The 18867-nt window shown below is 71.2% G+C and carries 20 protein-coding genes; 13 read left to right on the forward strand and 7 right to left on the reverse strand.

Annotation, left to right across the window (positions count from 1 at the left end; genetic code table 11):
* Nucleotides 1–197: 197 nt before the first annotated feature.
* From map to truA, 8 genes are all read left to right on the forward strand, one after another.
* The gene (gene map / locus ACFUJY_RS12640) at nt 198–1034 is read left to right on the forward strand and encodes a type I methionyl aminopeptidase (RefSeq protein WP_383298024.1); all 837 of its coding nucleotides are present in this window, start codon (nt 198–200) and stop codon (nt 1032–1034) included.
* A 164-nt stretch (nt 1035–1198) separates the two neighbouring features.
* Nucleotides 1199–1420, forward strand: coding sequence for a translation initiation factor IF-1 (gene infA, locus ACFUJY_RS12645; RefSeq protein WP_003956442.1), 222 nt, complete (start codon nt 1199–1201; stop codon nt 1418–1420).
* A gap of 60 nt (nt 1421–1480) precedes the next feature.
* Complete coding sequence (gene rpmJ, locus ACFUJY_RS12650; protein ID WP_003956441.1) at nt 1481–1594, forward strand: 50S ribosomal protein L36; 114 nt, start codon at nt 1481–1483, stop codon at nt 1592–1594.
* Nucleotides 1595–1785: 191 nt separating this feature from the next.
* Nucleotides 1786–2166: a 30S ribosomal protein S13 gene (gene rpsM, locus ACFUJY_RS12655; RefSeq protein ID WP_018101211.1), complete on the forward strand. Its 381-nt coding sequence runs from the start codon at nt 1786–1788 to the stop codon at nt 2164–2166.
* Nucleotides 2167–2270: 104 nt separating this feature from the next.
* Entirely contained in the window at nt 2271–2675 is a 405-nt protein-coding gene (gene rpsK, locus ACFUJY_RS12660) for a 30S ribosomal protein S11 (protein WP_003948617.1), read from the forward strand.
* A gap of 138 nt (nt 2676–2813) precedes the next feature.
* Entirely contained in the window at nt 2814–3836 is a 1023-nt protein-coding gene (locus ACFUJY_RS12665) for a DNA-directed RNA polymerase subunit alpha (protein WP_019526960.1), read from the forward strand.
* Between the two features lie 177 nt (nt 3837–4013).
* Nucleotides 4014–4490, forward strand: a complete 477-nt coding sequence (gene rplQ, locus ACFUJY_RS12670; RefSeq protein ID WP_018101210.1) for a 50S ribosomal protein L17 — start codon at nt 4014–4016, stop codon at nt 4488–4490.
* A gap of 88 nt (nt 4491–4578) precedes the next feature.
* A complete protein-coding gene (truA, locus tag ACFUJY_RS12675) occupies nt 4579–5433 on the forward strand; it encodes a tRNA pseudouridine(38-40) synthase TruA (protein WP_383298025.1) in 855 nt (284 codons plus the stop codon).
* 161 nt (nt 5434–5594) lie between these two features.
* Here the strand turns inward: truA and ACFUJY_RS12680 are convergent, their stop codons facing one another.
* Nucleotides 5595–6458: a hypothetical protein gene (locus tag ACFUJY_RS12680; RefSeq protein WP_383298026.1), complete on the reverse strand. Its 864-nt coding sequence runs from the start codon at nt 6456–6458 to the stop codon at nt 5595–5597.
* A gap of 67 nt (nt 6459–6525) precedes the next feature.
* Here ACFUJY_RS12680 and ACFUJY_RS12685 point away from each other — a divergent pair, with 67 nt between their 5' ends.
* From ACFUJY_RS12685 to glmM, 4 genes are all read left to right on the forward strand, one after another.
* A complete protein-coding gene (locus ACFUJY_RS12685) occupies nt 6526–8145 on the forward strand; it encodes an ABC-F family ATP-binding cassette domain-containing protein (RefSeq protein ID WP_383298028.1) in 1620 nt (539 codons plus the stop codon).
* Nucleotides 8146–8369: 224 nt separating this feature from the next.
* Nucleotides 8370–8813: a 50S ribosomal protein L13 gene (gene rplM, locus ACFUJY_RS12690; protein WP_018101206.1), complete on the forward strand. Its 444-nt coding sequence runs from the start codon at nt 8370–8372 to the stop codon at nt 8811–8813.
* A 45-nt stretch (nt 8814–8858) separates the two neighbouring features.
* Nucleotides 8859–9383: a 30S ribosomal protein S9 gene (gene rpsI, locus ACFUJY_RS12695; RefSeq protein ID WP_361023621.1), complete on the forward strand. Its 525-nt coding sequence runs from the start codon at nt 8859–8861 to the stop codon at nt 9381–9383.
* A 165-nt stretch (nt 9384–9548) separates the two neighbouring features.
* On the forward strand, nt 9549–10907 hold the full coding sequence (glmM, locus tag ACFUJY_RS12700) for a phosphoglucosamine mutase (protein WP_383298030.1): 1359 nt from the start codon (nt 9549–9551) through the stop codon (nt 10905–10907).
* 37 nt (nt 10908–10944) lie between these two features.
* Here the strand turns inward: glmM and ACFUJY_RS12705 are convergent, their stop codons facing one another.
* The 3 genes from ACFUJY_RS12705 to coaA form a co-directional block, all read right to left on the reverse strand.
* Complete coding sequence (locus ACFUJY_RS12705; RefSeq protein WP_383298032.1) at nt 10945–12489, reverse strand: PH domain-containing protein; 1545 nt, start codon at nt 12487–12489, stop codon at nt 10945–10947.
* Nucleotides 12490–12553: 64 nt separating this feature from the next.
* The gene (locus ACFUJY_RS12710; RefSeq protein ID WP_383298033.1) at nt 12554–13537 is read right to left on the reverse strand and encodes a DUF389 domain-containing protein; all 984 of its coding nucleotides are present in this window, start codon (nt 13535–13537) and stop codon (nt 12554–12556) included.
* 18 nt (nt 13538–13555) lie between these two features.
* Complete coding sequence (gene coaA, locus ACFUJY_RS12715) at nt 13556–14548, reverse strand: type I pantothenate kinase (protein WP_161211383.1); 993 nt, start codon at nt 14546–14548, stop codon at nt 13556–13558.
* Between the two features lie 224 nt (nt 14549–14772).
* Between coaA and ACFUJY_RS12720 the strand changes: the two genes are divergently transcribed.
* Nucleotides 14773–15525, forward strand: coding sequence for a DUF6008 family protein (locus ACFUJY_RS12720; protein ID WP_383298035.1), 753 nt, complete (start codon nt 14773–14775; stop codon nt 15523–15525).
* Nucleotides 15526–15611: 86 nt separating this feature from the next.
* On the opposite strand, the gene argG is transcribed toward ACFUJY_RS12720, so the two are convergent.
* The 3 genes from argG to ACFUJY_RS12735 all read right to left on the reverse strand — a co-directional run bounded on the left by argG (nt 15612) and on the right by ACFUJY_RS12735 (nt 18840).
* Nucleotides 15612–17057 (reverse strand): argininosuccinate synthase, encoded by a 1446-nt coding sequence (gene argG / locus ACFUJY_RS12725; RefSeq protein WP_383298036.1) that lies wholly within the window; start codon nt 17055–17057, stop codon nt 15612–15614.
* Between the two features lie 64 nt (nt 17058–17121).
* Nucleotides 17122–17766 (reverse strand): dihydrofolate reductase family protein, encoded by a 645-nt coding sequence (locus ACFUJY_RS12730; RefSeq protein ID WP_383298037.1) that lies wholly within the window; start codon nt 17764–17766, stop codon nt 17122–17124.
* A gap of 90 nt (nt 17767–17856) precedes the next feature.
* Nucleotides 17857–18840 (reverse strand): Lrp/AsnC family transcriptional regulator, encoded by a 984-nt coding sequence (locus ACFUJY_RS12735; RefSeq protein ID WP_383298039.1) that lies wholly within the window; start codon nt 18838–18840, stop codon nt 17857–17859.
* Nucleotides 18841–18867 lie beyond the last annotated feature (27 nt).

An 18867-nucleotide genomic window follows, 5' to 3' on the forward strand; every position in this document is an offset into this window, starting at 1 on the left:
CACGGCCTGGCTCCGCCCGCTGCTGTCCGCGCCCGCCCCCGCCCCGCCGCCCCGGGCCGTCGGCGCCCGCCGGCGCCCCCCCCCCCCCGCCGTCCGCGCCGGCCGGGGCGTCCGCGGCCGCCGCGCCCGACTGCTTGCCGCCGCGTATCGTGGAAGCCCCGCCCCCCGTCACCGTCCCACCGGAAAGGCGCCGCAGCATGGTGCAGATCAAGACCCCCGAGCAGATCGCGAAGATGCGCGAGGCGGGGCTGGTGGTCGCAGCCATCCACGCGGCCACCCGTGAGGCGGCGGTGCCCGGCGCCACCACCCGCGACCTGGACCAGGTCGCCCGCAAGGTGATCGCCGACCACGGCGCGAAGTCGAACTTCCTCGGGTACGGCGGGTTCCCCGCGACCATCTGCACCTCGGTCAACGAGGTCGTCGTCCACGGCATCCCGGACGACAAGACGGTCCTCAAGGACGGCGACATCATCTCCATCGACGCCGGCGCCATCGTGGACGGCTGGCACGGCGACGCCGCGTACACGGCCTTCGTGGGCACGGGCCACGCTCCGGAGCTGGTCGAGCTCTCCCGGGTGACCGAGGAGTCGATGTGGGCCGGCATCGCCGCGATGAAGGTCAACAACCGCCTGGTCGACATCTCGAAGGCGATCGAGTCCTACATCCGCCGCCAGCCCCGCCCGGCCACCGGCAAGTACGGGATCATCGAGGACTACGGCGGGCACGGCATCGGCACCGAGATGCACATGGACCCGCACCTGCTGAACTACGTCTCCCGCAAGCGCGGCAAGGGCGTCAAGCTGGTCCCGGGCCTCTGCCTGGCCATCGAGCCCATGGTCTCGCTGGGCACCCCGCACACGGAGGTGCTGGAGGACGAGTGGACCGTCATCACCACGGACGGCACCTGGTCCTCGCACTGGGAGCACTCCATCGCCCTCACGGAGCAGGGCCCGCTGGTCCTCACCGCCCCGGACTGCGGCCGCGAGAAGCTGGCGCAGTACGGCGTGGAGGCCGCGCCGGACCCCCTGGCCTGATTCGGGTCCGCAGGGAGGTCTAAGGATCTCCCCGGCTGGGCAAACTTGACGGATTCGCATTCGGGAGTTCGCTGACGTAGACTGACTCGTCGGCTCTCGTGCATCCGTGTGCCCGCATACGAAGAGCGAAAGTCGATCAAGGTAGCCGATTCGAAGGGCGAAGCGTGGCCAAGAAGCAAGGTGCCATCGAAATTGAGGGCACCGTGATCGAGTCCCTCCCGAACGCCATGTTCAAGGTGGAGCTCCAGAACGGTCACAAGGTCCTCGCGCACATCAGCGGCAAGATGCGTATGCACTACATCCGCATCCTCCCGGATGACCGGGTCGTCGTGGAGCTCTCTCCGTACGACCTGACGCGTGGCCGGATCGTCTACCGCTACAAGTAGATCTTGCCGCCGTCCGCATCCGTGCGGACGTGGGCACTGACCCGGAGAACCTGACATCCCATGAAGGTCAAGCCGAGCGTCAAGAAGATCTGCGACAAGTGCAAGGTGATCCGCCGTCACGGCCGGGTCATGGTCATCTGCGACAACCTGCGCCACAAGCAGCGCCAGGGCTGACGCACGACCCCCTGCATCTCGCAGTTCGCGCGACGCACGTAACACGTACATACGCAGAGCCCGTCCAAGCCACGGCTGACGGCACCTCCGGCGGGGGCCGGGGACCCGGACGTACCACCTCTCCGAGCGAGGGGTCGGCGGTCGGGAGTGGTTCTGCGGAAGACCCCCGACTTAACAACTGGAGCCATTGAATGGCACGCGTTTCAGGTGTTGACATCCCGCGCGAAAAGCGCGTGGAGGTTGCCCTCACCTACGTCTTCGGTATCGGGCGCACCCGGTCCAAGGAGATCCTCGCCGCCTCCGGCGTGAACCCGAACACCCGCGTTCGCGACCTGGCCGAAGAGGACCTGGTCAAGATCCGCGAGTACGTGGACGCCAACCTCCGCACCGAGGGTGACCTCCGCCGCGAGATCCAGGCCGACATCCGCCGCAAGGTCGAGATCGGCTGCTACCAGGGTCTGCGTCACCGCCGCGGTCTGCCGGTCCACGGCCAGCGCACCAGCACCAACGCCCGTACCCGCAAGGGTCCGCGTCGCGCGATCGCCGGCAAGAAGAAGCCCGGCAAGAAGTAGTCCTCAGCGGACGCACTGCGGGCGACCGGCTTCCCGGCCTCCGCAGCAACCAGCGGTCTTCGCTGTAGGACCGATCACCTCCCCTCTCCATCTGGAGTCAAGACATGCCCCCCAAGGGTCGTCAGGGCGCAGCCAAGAAGGTGCGCCGCAAGGAAAAGAAGAACGTCGCTCACGGCCACGCGCACATCAAGAGCACGTTCAACAACACGATCGTCTCGATCACGGACCCCACGGGCAACGTGATCTCCTGGGCCTCCGCCGGCCACGTCGGCTTCAAGGGCTCGCGCAAGTCCACCCCCTTCGCCGCGCAGATGGCCGCCGAGTCGGCCGCCCGCCGCGCGCAGGAGCACGGCATGCGCAAGGTCGACGTCTTCGTGAAGGGTCCGGGCTCCGGCCGCGAGACCGCGATCCGCTCCCTCCAGGCCACCGGCCTGGAGGTCGGCTCGATCCAGGACGTCACCCCGACGCCGCACAACGGCTGCCGTCCGCCGAAGCGTCGCCGCGTCTGAGCCGTCACGGCCGGTGACGGCCGTGCGCCAGTAGCGCCGGGTCCGGGCGGTACACCTCTTCGGAGGCGTACCGCCCGTACCCTTGTTACATCTGTCGGGCATCAAATAGTGGGTGCCCACGACTGAAGGACTCACATCATGCTGATCGCTCAGCGTCCGTCGCTGACCGAAGAGGTCGTCGACGAGTTCCGCTCGCGGTTCGTCATCGAGCCGCTGGAGCCCGGCTTCGGCTACACGCTCGGCAACTCCCTGCGCCGCACGCTCCTCTCCTCGATCCCGGGTGCCGCTGTCACCAGCATCCGCATCGACGGTGTCCTGCACGAGTTCACCACCGTGCCGGGCGTCAAGGAGGACGTGACCGACCTCATCCTCAACATCAAGCAGCTGGTCGTCTCCTCGGAGCACGACGAGCCGGTCGTGATGTACCTGCGCAAGCAGGGCCCCGGCCTGGTCACCGCCGCGGACATCGCTCCGCCGGCCGGTGTCGAGGTGCACAACCCGGACCTGGTCCTCGCCACGCTGAACGGCAAGGGCAAGCTGGAGATGGAGCTGACCGTCGAGCGCGGTCGCGGCTACGTCTCCGCCGTCCAGAACAAGCAGGTGGGCCAGGAGATCGGCCGTATCCCGGTCGACTCCATCTACTCGCCGGTGCTCAAGGTCACGTACAAGGTCGAGGCGACCCGTGTCGAGCAGCGCACCGACTTCGACAAGCTGATCGTCGACGTCGAGACCAAGCAGGCCATGCGTCCGCGTGACGCGATGGCGTCGGCCGGCAAGACCCTGGTCGAGCTGTTCGGTCTGGCGCGCGAGCTCAACATCGACGCCGAGGGCATCGACATGGGCCCGTCGCCGACGGACGCCGCGCTCGCGGCGGACCTGGCGCTGCCGATCGAGGAGCTGGAGCTCACGGTCCGCTCGTACAACTGCCTGAAGCGCGAGGGCATCCACTCGGTGGGCGAGCTGGTGGCCCGCTCCGAGGCGGACCTGCTCGACATCCGCAACTTCGGTGCGAAGTCGATCGACGAGGTCAAGGCGAAGCTGGCCGGTATGGGCCTGGCGCTGAAGGACTCGCCTCCCGGCTTCGACCCGACCGCCGCGGCTGACGCCTTCGGCGCCGAGGACGACGCGGACGCGGGTTTCGTGGAGACCGAGCAGTACTGAGCCGTTTCCCGGCCGGGGTACCTGTGTGGGCGCCCCGGTCCGGGCGAGGGCTTCTGTCCTCAATCGCCGGACGGGCTTGAACGCCCGGCGACAGCACACACTTCCGCGCGGCGGCCGCCGCGTGGGAACTGACACCGGTACCTGATACGGCCGGTGCAGCACACAAGGAGAAAACCCATGCCGAAGCCCGCCAAGGGTGCCCGTCTGGGCGGCAGCGCCGCGCACGAGAAGCTTCTTCTCAACAACCTCGCGAAGTCGCTGTTCGAGCACGGCCGCATCACCACGACCGAGGCCAAGGCCCGCCGCCTGCGTCCGGTCGCGGAGCGTTTCATCACCAAGGCGAAGAAGGGCGACATCCACAACCGTCGCCTGGTGCTGCAGTCGATCACGGACAAGGGCGTCGTCCACACGCTCTTCACCGAGATCGCCCCGCGGTACGAGAACCGCCCCGGTGGTTACACCCGCATCACCAAGATCGGCAACCGTCGTGGCGACAACGCCCCGATGGCCGTCATCGAGCTGGTCGAGGCGCTGACCGTGGCGCAGCAGGCCACCGGTGAGGCCGAGGCCGCCACCAAGCGTGCGGTCAAGGAAGACGCGGCCAAGAAGGACGAGACCCCGGTCGAGTCCGTCGAGGACGCGCAGGACGCCTGAGCGTTCCGGAACCACTGAACGGGTCCGCATCACCCTCCGGGGCGGTGCGGGCCCGTTCGGCTGTGCGGGATCTTGAGAGGATGCGCTGGTGAGTGACGAGGTGGAGCCCGGCTTTGTACGGGTACGGCTGGACCTGGCCTATGACGGCAAGGACTTCTCGGGCTGGGCGAAGCAGACCGCGCGGCGGACGGTCCAGGGCGAGATCGAGGACGCGCTGCGGACCGTGACCCGCTCCTCACGCACGTACGACCTGACGGTGGCCGGCCGCACCGATGCCGGGGTGCACGCCCGGGGCCAGGTCGCCCACGTCGATCTGCCGGACGAGGTGTGGGCCGAGCACGAGGAGAAGCTGCTCAGGCGGCTCGCCGGGCGGATGGCCCCCGATGTGCGGGTCTGGCGGATCAAGGAGGCGCCGCCCGGCTTCAACGCCCGGTTCTCCGCCCTGTGGCGCCGGTACGCGTACCGCGTCGCCGACCGCCCCGGCGGCGTCGACCCCCTGGTCCGGGGCCATGTGCTCTGGCACGACCGGCCGCTGGACGTGGCCGCGATGAACGCCGCCGCCGCGCGGATGACCGGGGAGCACGACTTCGCGGCGTACTGCAAGAAGCGCGAGGGCGCGACGACCATCCGGACGCTTCAGAAGCTGCACTGGGTGCGGGACGCGGCGACCGGGATCATCACCGGGACCGTGCAGGCGGACGCCTTCTGCCACAACATGGTGCGCGCCCTGGTCGGCGCCATGCTCTTCGTGGGCGACGGGCGGCGCCCCGACCCGTGGCCGGCCGAGGTGCTCGCGGCCGGGGTGCGCGACCCCGGGGTGCACGTGGTGCGCCCGCACGGGCTGACCCTGGAGGAGGTCGCGTACCCGGCCGACGAGCTGCTGGCGGCGCGCGCGGTGGAGGCCCGCAATGTGCGGACGCTCCCCGGGGCGGCCTGCTGCTAGGGCCTGTCCGGCGGATCTTCGCGGGCCCGCGACGCCTGGCACGCACTCTCGCCGCACGCCCGCATCACCCAAGTACGTCCAGTACGAGGGTGATGCGGGCGCGCGCCGATAGCACGCACCAGACGCCGCGGGCTGCTCCACGAAGATCCGCCGGACAGGCCCTAGGTCGTGGTGAGGTTCGCGGCGGCGGATGCCTGGACCTCGCCGCGGTGGCGAATCCGGCGGAACGTGTGGTCCGTCAGGTCGTCGCCGGTCGTGTAGACGTCCTTGTCGGCCTTGGTGACGTCGTGGCCGTCCGTGAAACCGCCGACCGTGAAGTACGCGTACCGGCCGTACGAGTTCGCGGTGCGGCGGCAGTACACGCCGCCGCGGCAGAAGACCGGGACGCCCGGCCCGCTCAGCGAGGCCAGTCCGCCGCTCGCCAGCCGCGCGGTCCGCTTCGCCTGGGCCTCCGTGTCGAAGACCGCGACGCCCACGGTGACCGCCACGCCGCCCCGGGTGTACGTGGCCCGGATGACCTGGTCGCAGCCGTTGGCGGTGAGGATGGCGCCCAGCGCGCCCTGGGTGGTCGTGGCGCACCGCCCGGTGCGGTGGGTCGCGCCCCTGGTGTACGTACGGCCGCCGGCGGTCAGCTCGTCGTCGGGGAAGAAGGAGTCGACGGTGACCGGCAGCCGGTCCTTCTTCACGTCGGCTATGTAGTCCCGGGGGTCCGGCGGGGGCGGGGGCGCCACCGACGAGAACGACGGTTCGGGGGCGGGCAGCTCGGTGGGCAGCCCGTCCGCCGTGGGCAGCTCGCTCGCGTGCTTCCCGGTGTCGCGGCGGGAGCCGTCGCCGTTCCCGGAGACCACCGCCGTCGCCACGGCCGCGGCGACGGCCGCCGTGGCGAGGGCGCCGCCGCCGATGAGCAGCCACTTCTTGCGCCTGGCGCGGGCCGCGGAGGCATCGGCCAGCGCCTCCCAGTCGGGAGTGCCGCCGTTCTCCGGCCCCTCGGGCCCCTGGAAGGGCCCCCCTTGCCCAAAGCTCATGCCGCGCATCCTAGACGCCGCGTAATCCGGTTGGGCCAAACCTCCGCCGCCCGTGACAATGCTCCGCATGGGACATCTCGAAGCGGGCCACCTTGAGTACTACCTTCCGGACGGGCGGGTGCTGCTCGGCGATGCCTCGTTCCGGGTGGCCGACGGTGCCGTCGTCGCCCTCGTCGGGGCGAACGGGGCCGGCAAGACCACCCTGCTGCGGCTGCTCGCCGGGGAGCTCCAGCCGCACGGCGGCTCGGTGTCGGTGAGCGGCGGGCTCGGCGTGATGCGCCAGTTCGTCGGCTCGGTGCGCGACGAGCGCACCGTCCGCGACCTGCTGGTCTCCGTCGCGCAGCCCCGTATCCGGGAGGCCGCGCTCGCCGTCGACCGGGCCGAGGAGCGCATCCTCACCGTGGACGACGAGGCCGCGCAGATGGCGTACGCGCAGGCGCTGAGCGACTGGGCGGAGGCGCGCGGGTACGAGGCCGAGACGGTCTGGGACATGTGCACGATGGCCGCGCTCGGCGTCCCGTACGAGAAGGCGCAGTGGCGCGAGGTGCGCACGCTGTCCGGCGGGGAGCAGAAGCGGCTGGTCCTGGAGGCCCTGCTGCGCGGCCCCGACGAGGTGCTGCTCCTGGACGAGCCGGACAACTACCTCGACGTCCCCGGCAAGCGGTGGCTGGAGGAGCGGCTGAAGGAGACCCGTAAGACGGTGCTCTTCGTCTCCCACGACCGGGAGCTGCTGTCCCGGGCCGCGCAGAAGATCGTCAGCGTGGAGCCGGGCCCGGCCGGCAGCGACGTCTGGGTGCACGGCGGCGGCTTCGACACGTACCACCAGGCCCGCAAGGAGCGGTTCGCCCGCTTCGAGGAACTGCTGCGGCGCTGGGAGGAGGAGCACAAGCGGCTGAAGGCGCTCCTGCACCGGCTGCGCCAGCAGGCGGCGATCAGCCCCGACATGGCGAGCCGCTACCACGCCATGCAGACCCGGTTCCGGAAGTTCGAGGAGGCGGGCCCGCCGCCGGAGCCGCCGCGCGAGCAGGACATCCGGATGCGGCTGCGCGGCGGCCGGACCGGGGTGCGGGCGGTGACCTGCCAGAAGCTGGAGCTGACCGGCCTGATGAAACCGTTCGACCTGGAGGTCTTCTACGGGGAACGGGTCGCGGTCCTCGGCTCCAACGGGTCCGGCAAGTCCCACTTCCTGCGGCTGCTGGCGGGCGAGCCCGTCGCGCACACGGGGGAGTGGAAGCTCGGCGCGCGGGTGGTCCCCGGCCACTTCGCGCAGACCCACGCGCACCCGGAGCTGCTGGGCCGCTCGCTGGTCGACATCCTGTGGACCGAGCACGCGAAGGACCGGGGCGGGGCGATGTCCGTGCTGCGCCGGTACGAGCTGGAGCGGCAGGGGGACCAGCCGTTCGAGAAGCTGTCCGGCGGGCAGCAGGCCCGGTTCCAGATCCTGCTCCTGGAGCTGTCCGGCACGACCGCGCTGCTGCTGGACGAGCCGACGGACAACCTGGACCTGGAGTCGGCGGAGGCGCTGCAGGACGGTCTGGAGGCGTACGAGGGCACGGTGCTCGCGGTGACGCACGACCGGTGGTTCGCGAAGAGCTTCGACCGCTACCTGGTCTTCGGCTCGGACGGGGTGGTCCGTGAGACGTCCGAGCCGGTGTGGGACGAGCGGCGGGTCGAGCGGGTGCGGTGAGGGGCGCGTTTTGACCCGTCCGGGCCCGGCCGGGTAGTGTCGACCTTTGTTATGCGTATGGGCTGCGTCCTCGCGGCGCGGAGAGCCCTTGCGCAAGTTCTCTGGAGCAGTTACCAGTGGCTCGCATACGGGCGTCGTCCCGGCATTGTGTGCCCCAGCTGCATGATCGCTTCAGAGGTGTCGTGTGTCTGGACCCCATCCACTGAAGAAGCGAAGGCTACGAAGTGCGTACGTACAGCCCCAAGCCCGGCGATGTGACCCGTCAGTGGCACATCATTGACGCGCAGGACGTCGTCCTGGGCCGTCTCGCCACCACGGCTGCGAACCTCCTGCGAGGCAAGCACAAGGCGATTTACGCCCCCCACATGGACATGGGCGACTTCGTCATCATCATCAACGCCGACAAGGTTCACCTGTCCGGCAACAAGAGGACCCAGAAGATGGCGTACCGCCACTCCGGGTTCCCGGGTGGTCTGCGCTCCGTGCGTTACGACGACCTCCTCGCGAACAACCCCGAGAAGGCCGTCGAGAAGGCCATCAAGGGCATGATCCCCAAGAACTCCCTGGGCCGCCAGATGATCTCGAAGCTGAAGGTCTACGCGGGTGACCAGCACCCGCACGCTGCGCAGCAGCCGGTTCCGTACGAGATCACCCAGGTCGCGCAGTAGTCCCGGCCTCCCCCCAAAGACATAAAGAAAGATCTGAGGAGAATCGTGGCCGAGACCACTGTTGACACCGTCGAGGGCACCGAGGGCGAGGAGACCTTCGCCGAGGTGACCACCTTCGAGTCCGAGGTCCCCGTCGAGGGTGAGTACACCTCCGAGTCGCTCGCCGGCCGCTTCGGCGACCCGCAGCCCGCCGCCGGCCTGGGCCGTCGCAAGAACGCGATCGCCCGCGTCCGGATCGTTCCGGGCACCGGCAAGTGGAAGATCAACGGTCGCACCCTTGAGAGCTACTTCCCGAACAAGGTGCACCAGCAGGAAGTCAACGAGCCCTTCAAGGTGCTCGAGCTCGACGGCCGTTACGACGTCATCGCCCGCATCGCGGGTGGCGGCGTCTCGGGTCAGGCCGGCGCCCTGCGCCTGGGCGTGGCCCGCGCGCTGAACGAGGCGGACGTGGACAACAACCGCGCGACCCTGAAGAAGGCCGGCTTCCTCTCCCGCGACGACCGTGCGGTCGAGCGCAAGAAGGCCGGTCTCAAGAAGGCCCGCAAGGCGCCGCAGTACAGCAAGCGCTAAACCGCCTGCTCATCCGCGTTACATCGTTCGCCCCGGCGGCACCTCTCGTGCTGCCGGGGCGTTCGTTTATCGACATCCTCGGGCATATAACGGCATAAGGCGTTCATAGGCTTGTTGGTTGCGTGATCTGACTTTTGCGTTTCGGAGCACTTTCGGAGGACACCAGTGGGACGACTCTTCGGCACGGACGGCGTGCGCGGTGTCGCCAATGCGGACCTGACGGCCGAGCTCGCGCTCGGCCTCTCGGTGGCCGCGGCACACGTACTGGCCGAGGCGGGCACCTTCGAGGGCCATCGGCCGACGGCCGTGGTGGGCCGTGACCCACGCGCCTCCGGAGAGTTCCTGGAGGCCGCCGTCGTGGCCGGCCTGGCGAGCGCCGGCGTCGACGTGCTGCGCGTCGGCGTGCTGCCGACCCCGGCCGTCGCCTACCTCACCGGCGCCCTGGGCGCCGACATCGGGGTCATGCTCTCGGCCAGCCACAACGCCATGCCGGACAACGGTGTCAAGTTCTTCGCCCGGGGCGGCCACAAGCTCGCCGACGAGCTGGAGGACCGCATCGAGACGGTGTACGAGCAGCACCGCACCGGTGCGCCGTGGAACCGTCCCACCGGCTCCGGCGTCGGCCGCGTCACCGACTACGTGGAGGGCTTCGACCGGTACGTCGCCCACCTCATCGGTGTCCTGCCGAACCGGCTCGACGGTCTGAAGGTCGTCCTGGACGAGGCGCACGGCGCCGCCGCCCGCGTCTCGCCCGAGGCGTTCGCCCGCGCCGGGGCCGAGGTCGTCACGATCGGCGCCGAGCCGGACGGGCTGAACATCAACGACGGCTGCGGCTCCACGCACCTGGCGCTGCTGCGCGCCGCCGTCGTCGAGCACGGCGCGGACCTGGGCATCGCGCACGACGGCGACGCCGACCGCTGCCTGGCCGTGGACGCGGCGGGCGAGGAGGTCGACGGCGATCAGATCCTCGCCGTGCTGGCCCTCGCCATGCGCGAGGCCGGCCAGCTGCGCGGGGACACCGTGGTCGGCACCGTGATGTCGAACCTCGGCTTTAAGCTGGCCATGGAGCGCGAGGGCATCCAGCTCGTCCAGACCGCCGTCGGCGACCGCTACGTCCTGGAGTCCATGAAGGCCGAGGGCTACGCGCTGGGCGGCGAGCAGTCCGGCCACGTCATCGTCCTGGACCACGCCACGACCGGCGACGGCACCCTGACCGGCCTGATGCTCGCGGCCCGGGTCGCCGCGACGGGCCGCTCGCTCGCCGAGCTGGCCGGGGTCATGGAGCGCCTGCCGCAGGTCCTGGTCAACGTCCCGGACGTCGACAAGTCCCGCGTGCACACCTCGCAGGAGGTGGCCGCCGCCGTCGCGGAGGCCGAACGCGAGCTGGGAGCCACCGGCCGGGTGCTGCTGCGCCCCTCGGGCACGGAGCCGCTGGTCCGGGTCATGGTCGAGGCGGCGGACATCGAGCAGGCCCGCACGGTGGCGGGGCAGCTGGCGGACGTCGTGAAGTCGGCGCTGGGCTGACCGGCGCCGGGGTGCCCGGCCCGGCGGCGCCCCGGTCTCACGGCCGGGGCGCCGCCGTGTCCGGGCCCTGCCCGCCGTCCCGGCGTTCGCGCTCCAGCGCGTCGACGATCCGGGCCAGGTCCGCAGGTGCGGCGGCGAGCCGGACCGGTGCGCCGGCGTCGTCCAGCTCGGCGATGTGCCAGTCCCGGGGGACGGTGTCGCCGTCGCTGCCCCGGGCCCGCCGCACGTCCGTGACGGTGAGCCGTTCCGCGGGGATGCGGCGGGCGGCGAAGCGGCCGGGGCCCCGGTGGGGCGTCACGGCCGGCGGGCCGCCGCCGATGACCACATGGGTGCCGAAGTGATTCGGGTTGTACGCGGTGGCCTCCAGGAAACGGGCGGGCAGGAAGTGGTCGCGCCCGTCCGGGGCGGCGGCCTCGGCCTCGCCCGGGGGCCGGACGCGGGTGGCGCGCCAGGCGAGGCCGAGCCCGGCCGCGGTGACCGCCGTGCCCGCCGCCGCCCAGGCCACCCTGCCCGGTGAGCCCAGCGGGTCCGTGGAGTGCAGGTAGACCAGGGGCACCAGCCACAGGGCCGTCGCGCCGAGCGCGTACGCGAACGGCAGGGCGGAGGGCAGCAGCTCGTCGTCCCGCAGTCCGCGCCCGCGCCCCCGGACCAGCAGCCGGGCCCCCGCGTACCCCGCCCCCAGCAGGCAGAGCGCGGAGAAGGCGGCGAGTTCCCCGGGGCTGATGAGGTGGTCGTGCCAGACCCGGTGCTCGCCGGTGACCGTCCTGGCCGAGCCGTGCCAGAAGACCAGCTCCACCTTCTCCCCGGCGCGGAACGCGGCCGCGTCGTCCCGGGAGACCCCGAGCCGGTGGACCGGCCGGTCGTCGGTGAAGTAGAGCCAGCTGGTGCCCCTGCCCTGGTTGACGTCGGTCCGCTCGATCACCCCGTCGAAGGTGGTCAGGCAGTCGCGGCGCTCGGCGGCCGGGGTGGCGGCGGTGCAGGGCACGGCCGCCCGCCACGCCCGCTGCTCCGCCGCGGCGTCCGCCACATAGGACGCGGCCACGGCCGAGGCGGCGAGCAGCACTACGCACAGGAGCCACGCGGCGACCGGCCGGCGCCCCGCCGACCGGTAGGTGATGACGGGCGCCCGGTCGGACGCCGGGGCCCCGTGACGGCGGTGCAGCGCGCGCAGCGCCCTCAGGTCCGCGTCGAACGCCGCAGCGTCGTTCCCGCTCACCGGCAGGGGCGGCAGCCACGCCCGCCCGTCGTCCAGCAGCACGCTGACGCGGTGGATGTCCTGGTTCCGCCCGGGCTGCACGTACCGGCGCAGATCCACGATCCGGGACCACGGCACCGCACGGCGGCGCAGCAGGGTCCGGGAGCGCAGCCCGTACGCGTCCGCGGTGAGCCGCGCGGTGGCCGCGTACAGGAAGTACAGCCCCGCCACGGCGACCACGAGCCCCATGATGAACCACGGATCGGCCTCGTCCAGGCGCCCCGCGCGCAGCGCGGCCACGACCGCTCCGGCGGCACCCGCCCCGGCGCCCCACCACATCACGCGCCGTCCAGGAACGCGGCAGATCACTTCCCCGATGTCGGCCATGGCCGAAGACTGCCATCGGCGCGCCGCCGGATGCGTGTGGGGGTTACGGAAGTCTCGGCGGCCCTCACCTTGCCGGTCCGTCGCCTGCCGTGTCCTTCGCCGCCGGAGGCTCCTGGGCGCGCTGGCGGCGCTGGGCCGCGTGCCACAGCGCCTTCTGCGTGATCAGCGTCAGCGTGCCGGCGACGACGATGCCGCCGAGGTTCTCCATGAGCTGGCGCGCCGAGCCGGACATCTGGGTGTAGTCGCTGTAACTGAAGGCCACCGCCGCGTTGGCGGCGGCCGGCACGGTCGTCACCGAGATGGCGACGCCGATCAGCGCGCCCGACTTCGCCGAGGTGAGCGAGAGCGTCCCGGCGATGCCCGCGAGGAACGCGACGACGAACGACAGCCAGTCCGGCTGCCAGACGAACGAGGTGTTGGGCCGGTCGGCCTCGATCATGCTCTCCTCGAACAGCCCGAGCAGGTCCATCAGCCAGGAGAAGCCGGCGGTCAGCGCCATGGCCGCCGCGAAACCGCCGACCAGCGCCCACAGCGAGCGCCACACGAGGTGCGGGGCGCGCTGCACCAGCGCCGTAGAGATCCCGGCCAGCGGCCCGAACTCCGGGCCCACCGCCATCGCGCCCACGATGAGGATCGCGTTGTCGAGCATCACACCGCAGGCCGCGAGCATCGTGGCGACGGCGAGGAACGCCAGATAGGTGACGCTGAACGTGGACTCCTCGTGGGTCGCCTCGGAGAGCTCCTCCCACAGCACCGCGTCCGCGCCCTCGCCGGGTGCCGCCTCCTCGGCCCGGTCGGCGCAGGCGGAGAGCGTGAGGTCCAGGCCGTTCACGGTGATCGCCCCGAACCGGTCGACCCCCAGCCGCCGCAGCGCCCCGATCAGCTCGTCGCCCGCCTCGCGCGCCACGTCGCACAGCACCATGTCGCCGGCCGGGTCGCGGGCCACGCCCGGCAGCACCGCGAGGTGGGCGGTGCCGGCCGTCCGCTCCAGCAGGTTCGTCACCTCGTCCGTGCGGTCGGCGGGCACGATCAGGCGTAGGTGCAGCACGGCGCGGGCCCTCCGAGGTCAGAGCTTGCGCAGTGACAGCCGCTGCACCTTGTGGTCGGGCCCCTTGCGCAGCACCAGCGTGGCACGTCCACGGGTCGGCGCCACGTTTTCCACGAGGTTCGGCCGGTTGATGGTGCGCCACATGGTGGCCGCGTACTCCATCGCCTCGGCCTCGGAGACCTGGGTGTACTTGCGGAAGTACGAGGACGGGTCCTGGAACGCCGTCTCGCGCAGCTTCCGGAACCGGTTGAGGTACCAGGTCTCGATGTCCTCCGGCCGGGCGTCCACGTACACGCTGAAGTCGAAGTAGTCGGCGAGCCCCACCCTGGTGCGTCCGTCCTTGCCGGGCAGGGCGGGCTGGAGGACGTTCAGCCCCTCCACGATGAGGATGTCCGGACGGCGCACGGTGAGCCGTTCGCCGGGCACGATGTCGTAGATCAGGTGCGAGTAGACCGGGGCGGTGACCTCGTCCTTGCCGGCCTTGATGTCGGCGACGAACCGGGTGAGGGCGCGCCGGTCGTACGACTCCGGGAACCCCTTGCGCGACATCAGGCCGCGCGCGTGGAGCTCCTTCATCGGCAGCAGGAATCCGTCGGTGGTGACCAGCTCGACCCGGGGGTGCTCCGGCCAGCGGGCCAGCAGGGCCCGGAGGATGCGCGCGGTGGTGGACTTGCCCACGGCGACGCTGCCCGCGACCCCTATGACGAACGGGGTGCCGCGCTGTGCGCCCTGCCCGTTGCCCGCGTCCCCGAGGAAGGTGTTGAGCGCGCCGCGCAGCCCGGAGGTGGCCTGCACGTACAGGTTCAGCAACCGCGACAGCGGCAGGTAGACGTCCCGCACCTCGTCGAGATCGATGACGTCGCCGAGCCCGCGCAGCCGCTCCACCTCTTCGGCGGTCAGCGGCAGCGGGGTCTTGTCGCGCAGCGCGCTCCACTCCGCCCGGGAGAGGTCGACGTACGGCGTCGCCGCGTGCTCGGCGCGCCGGGGGCTCCGTGCGGGTGAGGTGATCACGTATTCATTGTTGCGGCAGTCGTACGGGAGTGGGGGGTGGGCTCGGTCACGTGGGGGAGCGGCCCCACCGGTGCGGGGCCGCTGCCGGTCGGCCTGCCCGGCTTCTTCTGGGTGGCGGGTTCAGCAATCCGGAAGAAGGCAGAACGGGTGGTCTGACAGCAGTCTCTTCGCACACGTATGTCTCGTCGAAGGGGCCTCGTATGGATCACTCAGGAATGTCAGGGATGCCCGGGATGGGGTCCACCGCATCGACGGTGGACACCCTGGGCGCCGTCCTGTTCACCGGCTGGGCCGTCGCGATGTGGGCTGCCGTCGTGGTGCTCGCGGTCGGCAACCGGCGGGCGGTGCGGCCGTGGCTGTACAAGGTCGCCGTGGCGCTCATCGGGATCGGTGTGATCGGCCAGATCGGTCACTTCCAGGAGCACGTCGCCCAGGCCGCGTACTGGATCGCGCACCCCTACGACCCGGCCTGGATGACCCCGTGGGGCAACAGCTTCTCCCGCGGGTTCGGGCAGCTCGATCCGAGCAAGCCGTCGCTGGGGATGGAGATCCTGCACCTGATCGGGAACTTCATCTTCCTCGCCGGCCTGGTCGGCATCGTGCAGATCACGCACCGGGTCGCCGGGCAGCTGAAGTCGCGCAAGTGGGCCCGGATGGGTGTCTGGATGCAGGGCATCCACGGCCTGGAGCACATCGTGCTGACCGCCTCCGTCGCACTGGGCGCGAGCCGGGCCATCGGTCTGTCGACCTGGTTCGGCGCCATCGAGGCCGGCCCGGCGCTGGCGACGTACCGGGTCTGGTGGCACTTCGTGGCCAACGCGGTGGGCACGGCCATCCTCGCGATCGCCGTCTACCACCTCTGGAAGGAGAAGCGGGCGGTCAAGGACAGCTTCGTCCCCGCCGAGCACACCGGGGCCGCGCCCGCCCCGGCCGGTGACGACCCCGCGCGCAGCCTCGAACCGGCGGGGCGCCCCTGACCGTGGCTCCTCGCACTCCCCCCGTACGGAACAGAGCCGGCCGGGCACCCCGAAGGGTGTCCGGCCGGTCGTGCGTGCGGGACGGGTCAGTCCGTGCCGGACTCCATCGCCGCGCGGTCCAGCATCTCGTCCTGGTCCGAGACCTCGCCGCGCGAGGCGATGGCCTCGGCGCCGCCCTCGGGGAGCCGGCCGATCAGGCCGGTGGCGGCGGCCTGGGCCGCGCCGATGGCCGGGTTCGCGGTGCCGATCATGCCGAGGCCCGCGTACTGCTCCAGCTTGGCGCGGGAGTCCGCGATGTCCAGGTTCCGCATGGTGAGCTGACCGATGCGGTCGACCGGGCCGAACGCAGAGTCCTCGGTGCGCTCCATGGACAGCTTGTCCGGGTGGTAGCTGAAGGCCGGGCCCGTGGTGTCGAGGATCGAGTAATCCTCGCCGCGCCGCAGCCGCAGGGTGACCTCGCCGGTGACGGCGGTGCCGACCCAGCGCTGGATCGACTCGCGGACCATCAGCGCCTGCGGGTCCAGCCAGCGGCCCTCGTACATCAGACGGCCGAGGCGGCGGCCCTCGTTGTGGTACTGGGCGAGGGTGTCCTCGTTGTGGATGGCGTTGACCAGGCGCTCGTACGCGGCGTGCAGCAGGGCCATGCCGGGGGCCTCGTAGATGCCCCGGCTCTTGGCCTCGATGATCCGGTTCTCGATCTGGTCGGACATGCCCAGGCCGTGCCGGCCGCCGATGGCGTTCGCCTTCAGGACCAGGTCCACGGCGGTGTCGAACTTCTCGCCGTTGATCGTGACCGGCCGGCCCTGGTCGAAGCCGATCGTGACGTCCTCGGTCTCGATCTCGACCGACGGGTCCCAGAACCGCACGCCCATGATCGGCTCGACGGTCTCCACACCGGTGTTCAGGTGCTCCAGCGTCTTGGCCTCGTGGGTGGCACCCCAGATGTTGGCGTCGGTGGAGTACGCCTTCTCGGTGCTGTCCCGGTAGGGCAGGCCGTGGGCGACCAGCCACTCCGACATCTCCTTGCGGCCGCCGAGCTCCGTCACGAACTCGGCGTCCAGCCAGGGCTTGTAGATGCGCAGGTGCGGGTTGGCCAGCAGGCCGTAGCGGTAGAACCGCTCGATGTCGTTGCCCTTGAACGTGGAGCCGTCGCCCCAGATCTGGACGTCGTCCTCCAGCATCGCCCGGACCAGGAGCGTGCCGGTGACCGCGCGGCCCAGCGGCGTCGTGTTGAAGTACGCCCGGCCGCCGGAGCGGATGTGGAACGCCCCGCACGTCAGCGCGGCCAGGCCCTCCTCGACGAGCGCGGCGCGGCAGTCGACCAGGCGGGCGAGCTCGGCGCCGTACGTCTTGGCGCGGCCCGGGACCGACGCGATGTCGGGCTCGTCGTACTGGCCGATGTCGGCGGTGTAGGTGCACGGGACGGCACCCTTGTCGCGCATCCACGCGACCGCGACCGAGGTGTCGAGGCCGCCCGAGAAGGCGATGCCGACGCGTTCGCCGGTGGGCAGGGAGGTGAGGACCTTGGACATAGGAAGATTATGCATCATCTCGCATGATCATGCAACGTCCTGCCTCCCCGCACGGTCCGGCGGGCTACTTCCGCCAGAACAGGTGGTGCGTCATCCCACTCGGGCTCGGCACGACGTCCAGGTGGAACCGGTCGCGCAGCTCGTCCGGCGAGTCCCACAGCCGCAGGCCCGAGCCCAGCTTCTGCGGCGCCACCGCGATGTGCAGGGTGTCGACCAGGTCGGCGTCCAGGAATTCCCGCACGGTCGTCACCCCGCCGCCGAGGCGCACGTCCTTGCCCCGGGCGGCCTCCCGGGCCCGGGCCAGGACCTCGGCGGGCTCGCCGGCCACGAAGTGGAACGTGGTGTCCGACAGCGTGAAGGAGGGGCGCTCGTGGTGCGTGAGGACGAACACCGGCGTGTGGAACGGCGGCTCGTCACCCCACCAGCCCTGCCACGCGTGGTCCTCCCACGGCCCGCGCTGCGGACCGAACTTGTTGCGGCCCATGATCTCGGCGCCGATGTTGTGCGAGAAGTCCCGCGTCATGTAGTCGTCCAGGCCCCGGCTCCCGCCCGGGTCGGTCCGGTTCGGCCAGCTCGCCGTCGCCCCGGCCCAGGAGAACAGCTGCCCCGGGTCGACATGGCCGAAGGGCCGCTCCAGGGTCTGGTTCTCCCCGCACGCGACGCCGTCGGCGGAGACGGTGAAGTTCTGGACCTTCAGCAGTTGAGCCATCAGTGCTCTTCTCCCGGTAGTGGGTGGCAACGCAAGGGGAGACTCCCCGGACGGCCCGGACTCATCGCCGTACACCGTTCCGATGGTCCGCTACCCGCGGAACGGCTGGTACGTCAGCTGCTTCACCCGGCGCAGCAGCGGCATCGACTCCACGTGCTCGACGCCGTCCAGGTCGCCCAGGCGCTCGCTCAGGTAGCGGTAGAGGTGGGCCGGGTCGCGGGTGATCACGACCGCCATCAGGTTGGACGGGCCCGTGGTGGCCGCCGCGTACGCCACCTCCCGGTCCGCGGCCAGGGCCGTGCCCACCGCGTGCAGGGCGCGGGGCGCGGCGGTGACGTACAGCATGCCCGGGTTGCGGTAGCCGAGGTGGTCGGAGTCGAACTCCACGTCCACGTACAGCGCCCCCGAGGCCACCAGCCGGGCCATCCGGCGCCGGACCGCCGATTCGGAGAGGCCGGTCGCCCGCTGGAGTTCCGGGTACGTGGCCCGGCCGTCCCGTTCCAGCGCGGCGACCAGCGGCTCGTCGTCGGCGGTGATGACGGCCGGGCCGGGCGGGGCGGAGGCGGGAACCGGGGTGAGCGCGGCGGCCTCCTCCGGCGTCAGCGCCCCGCTCTTGTGCAGCCAGCCGGCCGGGCCCCCATAGAACCGGTGCAGCAGCTGGTGCGCGCGGATGTCCACGATGTGCGGGGTGCGCGGCAGCTTGCCGATGAGCAGGTCGTCCGCGTCGTTCCGGCTGCGCACGTTGACCGTGCACGTCACCTCCGTACCGCCCGAGGTGAGCCCGATCCACGACGTGTCGGGCCGCTTGGCCAGGGCCTCCGCGATCGGCATCGCGCCCTCCGGCGCGCACCGCACCCGCAGCAGCCAGTGCTCGAACGACTCCTCGGAGGCCGCGCACCGCACGCCCAACACCCGCAGTCCCGCCTCCGCGCGCAGGGAGCGGAAGCGGCGCGCGACCGTCTGGTCGGAGACGCCGAGGACGGCCGCGATCCGGCTGAAGGGCGCGCGGGCGTCCAGCTCCAGCGCGTGCAGGATGCGCAGGTCCAGGGCGTCGCCCCGGATGGGGGATTCCACTGTAAAAGGCCCCTTCCCTGTCGGATT

The sequence above is a fragment of the Streptomyces sp. NPDC057249 genome, from assembly GCF_042669245.1.
Classification (GTDB): domain Bacteria; phylum Actinomycetota; class Actinomycetes; order Streptomycetales; family Streptomycetaceae; genus Streptomyces.

Bases quoted from the DNA above. Each gene is read 5' to 3' on its own strand.
- map (WP_383298024.1), top strand. From the start codon at position 198: ATGGTGCAGATCAAGACCCCCGAGCAGATCGCGAAGATGCGCGAGGCG.
- rpmJ (WP_003956441.1), top strand. From the start codon at position 1,481: ATGAAGGTCAAGCCGAGCGTCAAGAAGATCTGCGACAAGTGCAAGGTG.
- rpsM (WP_018101211.1), top strand. From the start codon at position 1,786: ATGGCACGCGTTTCAGGTGTTGACATCCCGCGCGAAAAGCGCGTGGAG.
- rpsK (WP_003948617.1), top strand. From the start codon at position 2,271: ATGCCCCCCAAGGGTCGTCAGGGCGCAGCCAAGAAGGTGCGCCGCAAG.
- ACFUJY_RS12665 (WP_019526960.1), top strand. From the start codon at position 2,814: ATGCTGATCGCTCAGCGTCCGTCGCTGACCGAAGAGGTCGTCGACGAG.
- rplQ (WP_018101210.1), top strand. From the start codon at position 4,014: ATGCCGAAGCCCGCCAAGGGTGCCCGTCTGGGCGGCAGCGCCGCGCAC.
- ACFUJY_RS12680 (WP_383298026.1), bottom strand. From the start codon at position 6,458: ATGAGCTTTGGGCAAGGGGGGCCCTTCCAGGGGCCCGAGGGGCCGGAG.
- ACFUJY_RS12685 (WP_383298028.1), top strand. From the start codon at position 6,526: ATGGGACATCTCGAAGCGGGCCACCTTGAGTACTACCTTCCGGACGGG.
- ACFUJY_RS12705 (WP_383298032.1), bottom strand. From the start codon at position 12,489: ATGGCCGACATCGGGGAAGTGATCTGCCGCGTTCCTGGACGGCGCGTG.
- ACFUJY_RS12720 (WP_383298035.1), top strand. From the start codon at position 14,773: ATGCCCGGGATGGGGTCCACCGCATCGACGGTGGACACCCTGGGCGCC.
- argG (WP_383298036.1), bottom strand. From the start codon at position 17,057: ATGTCCAAGGTCCTCACCTCCCTGCCCACCGGCGAACGCGTCGGCATC.
- ACFUJY_RS12730 (WP_383298037.1), bottom strand. From the start codon at position 17,766: ATGGCTCAACTGCTGAAGGTCCAGAACTTCACCGTCTCCGCCGACGGC.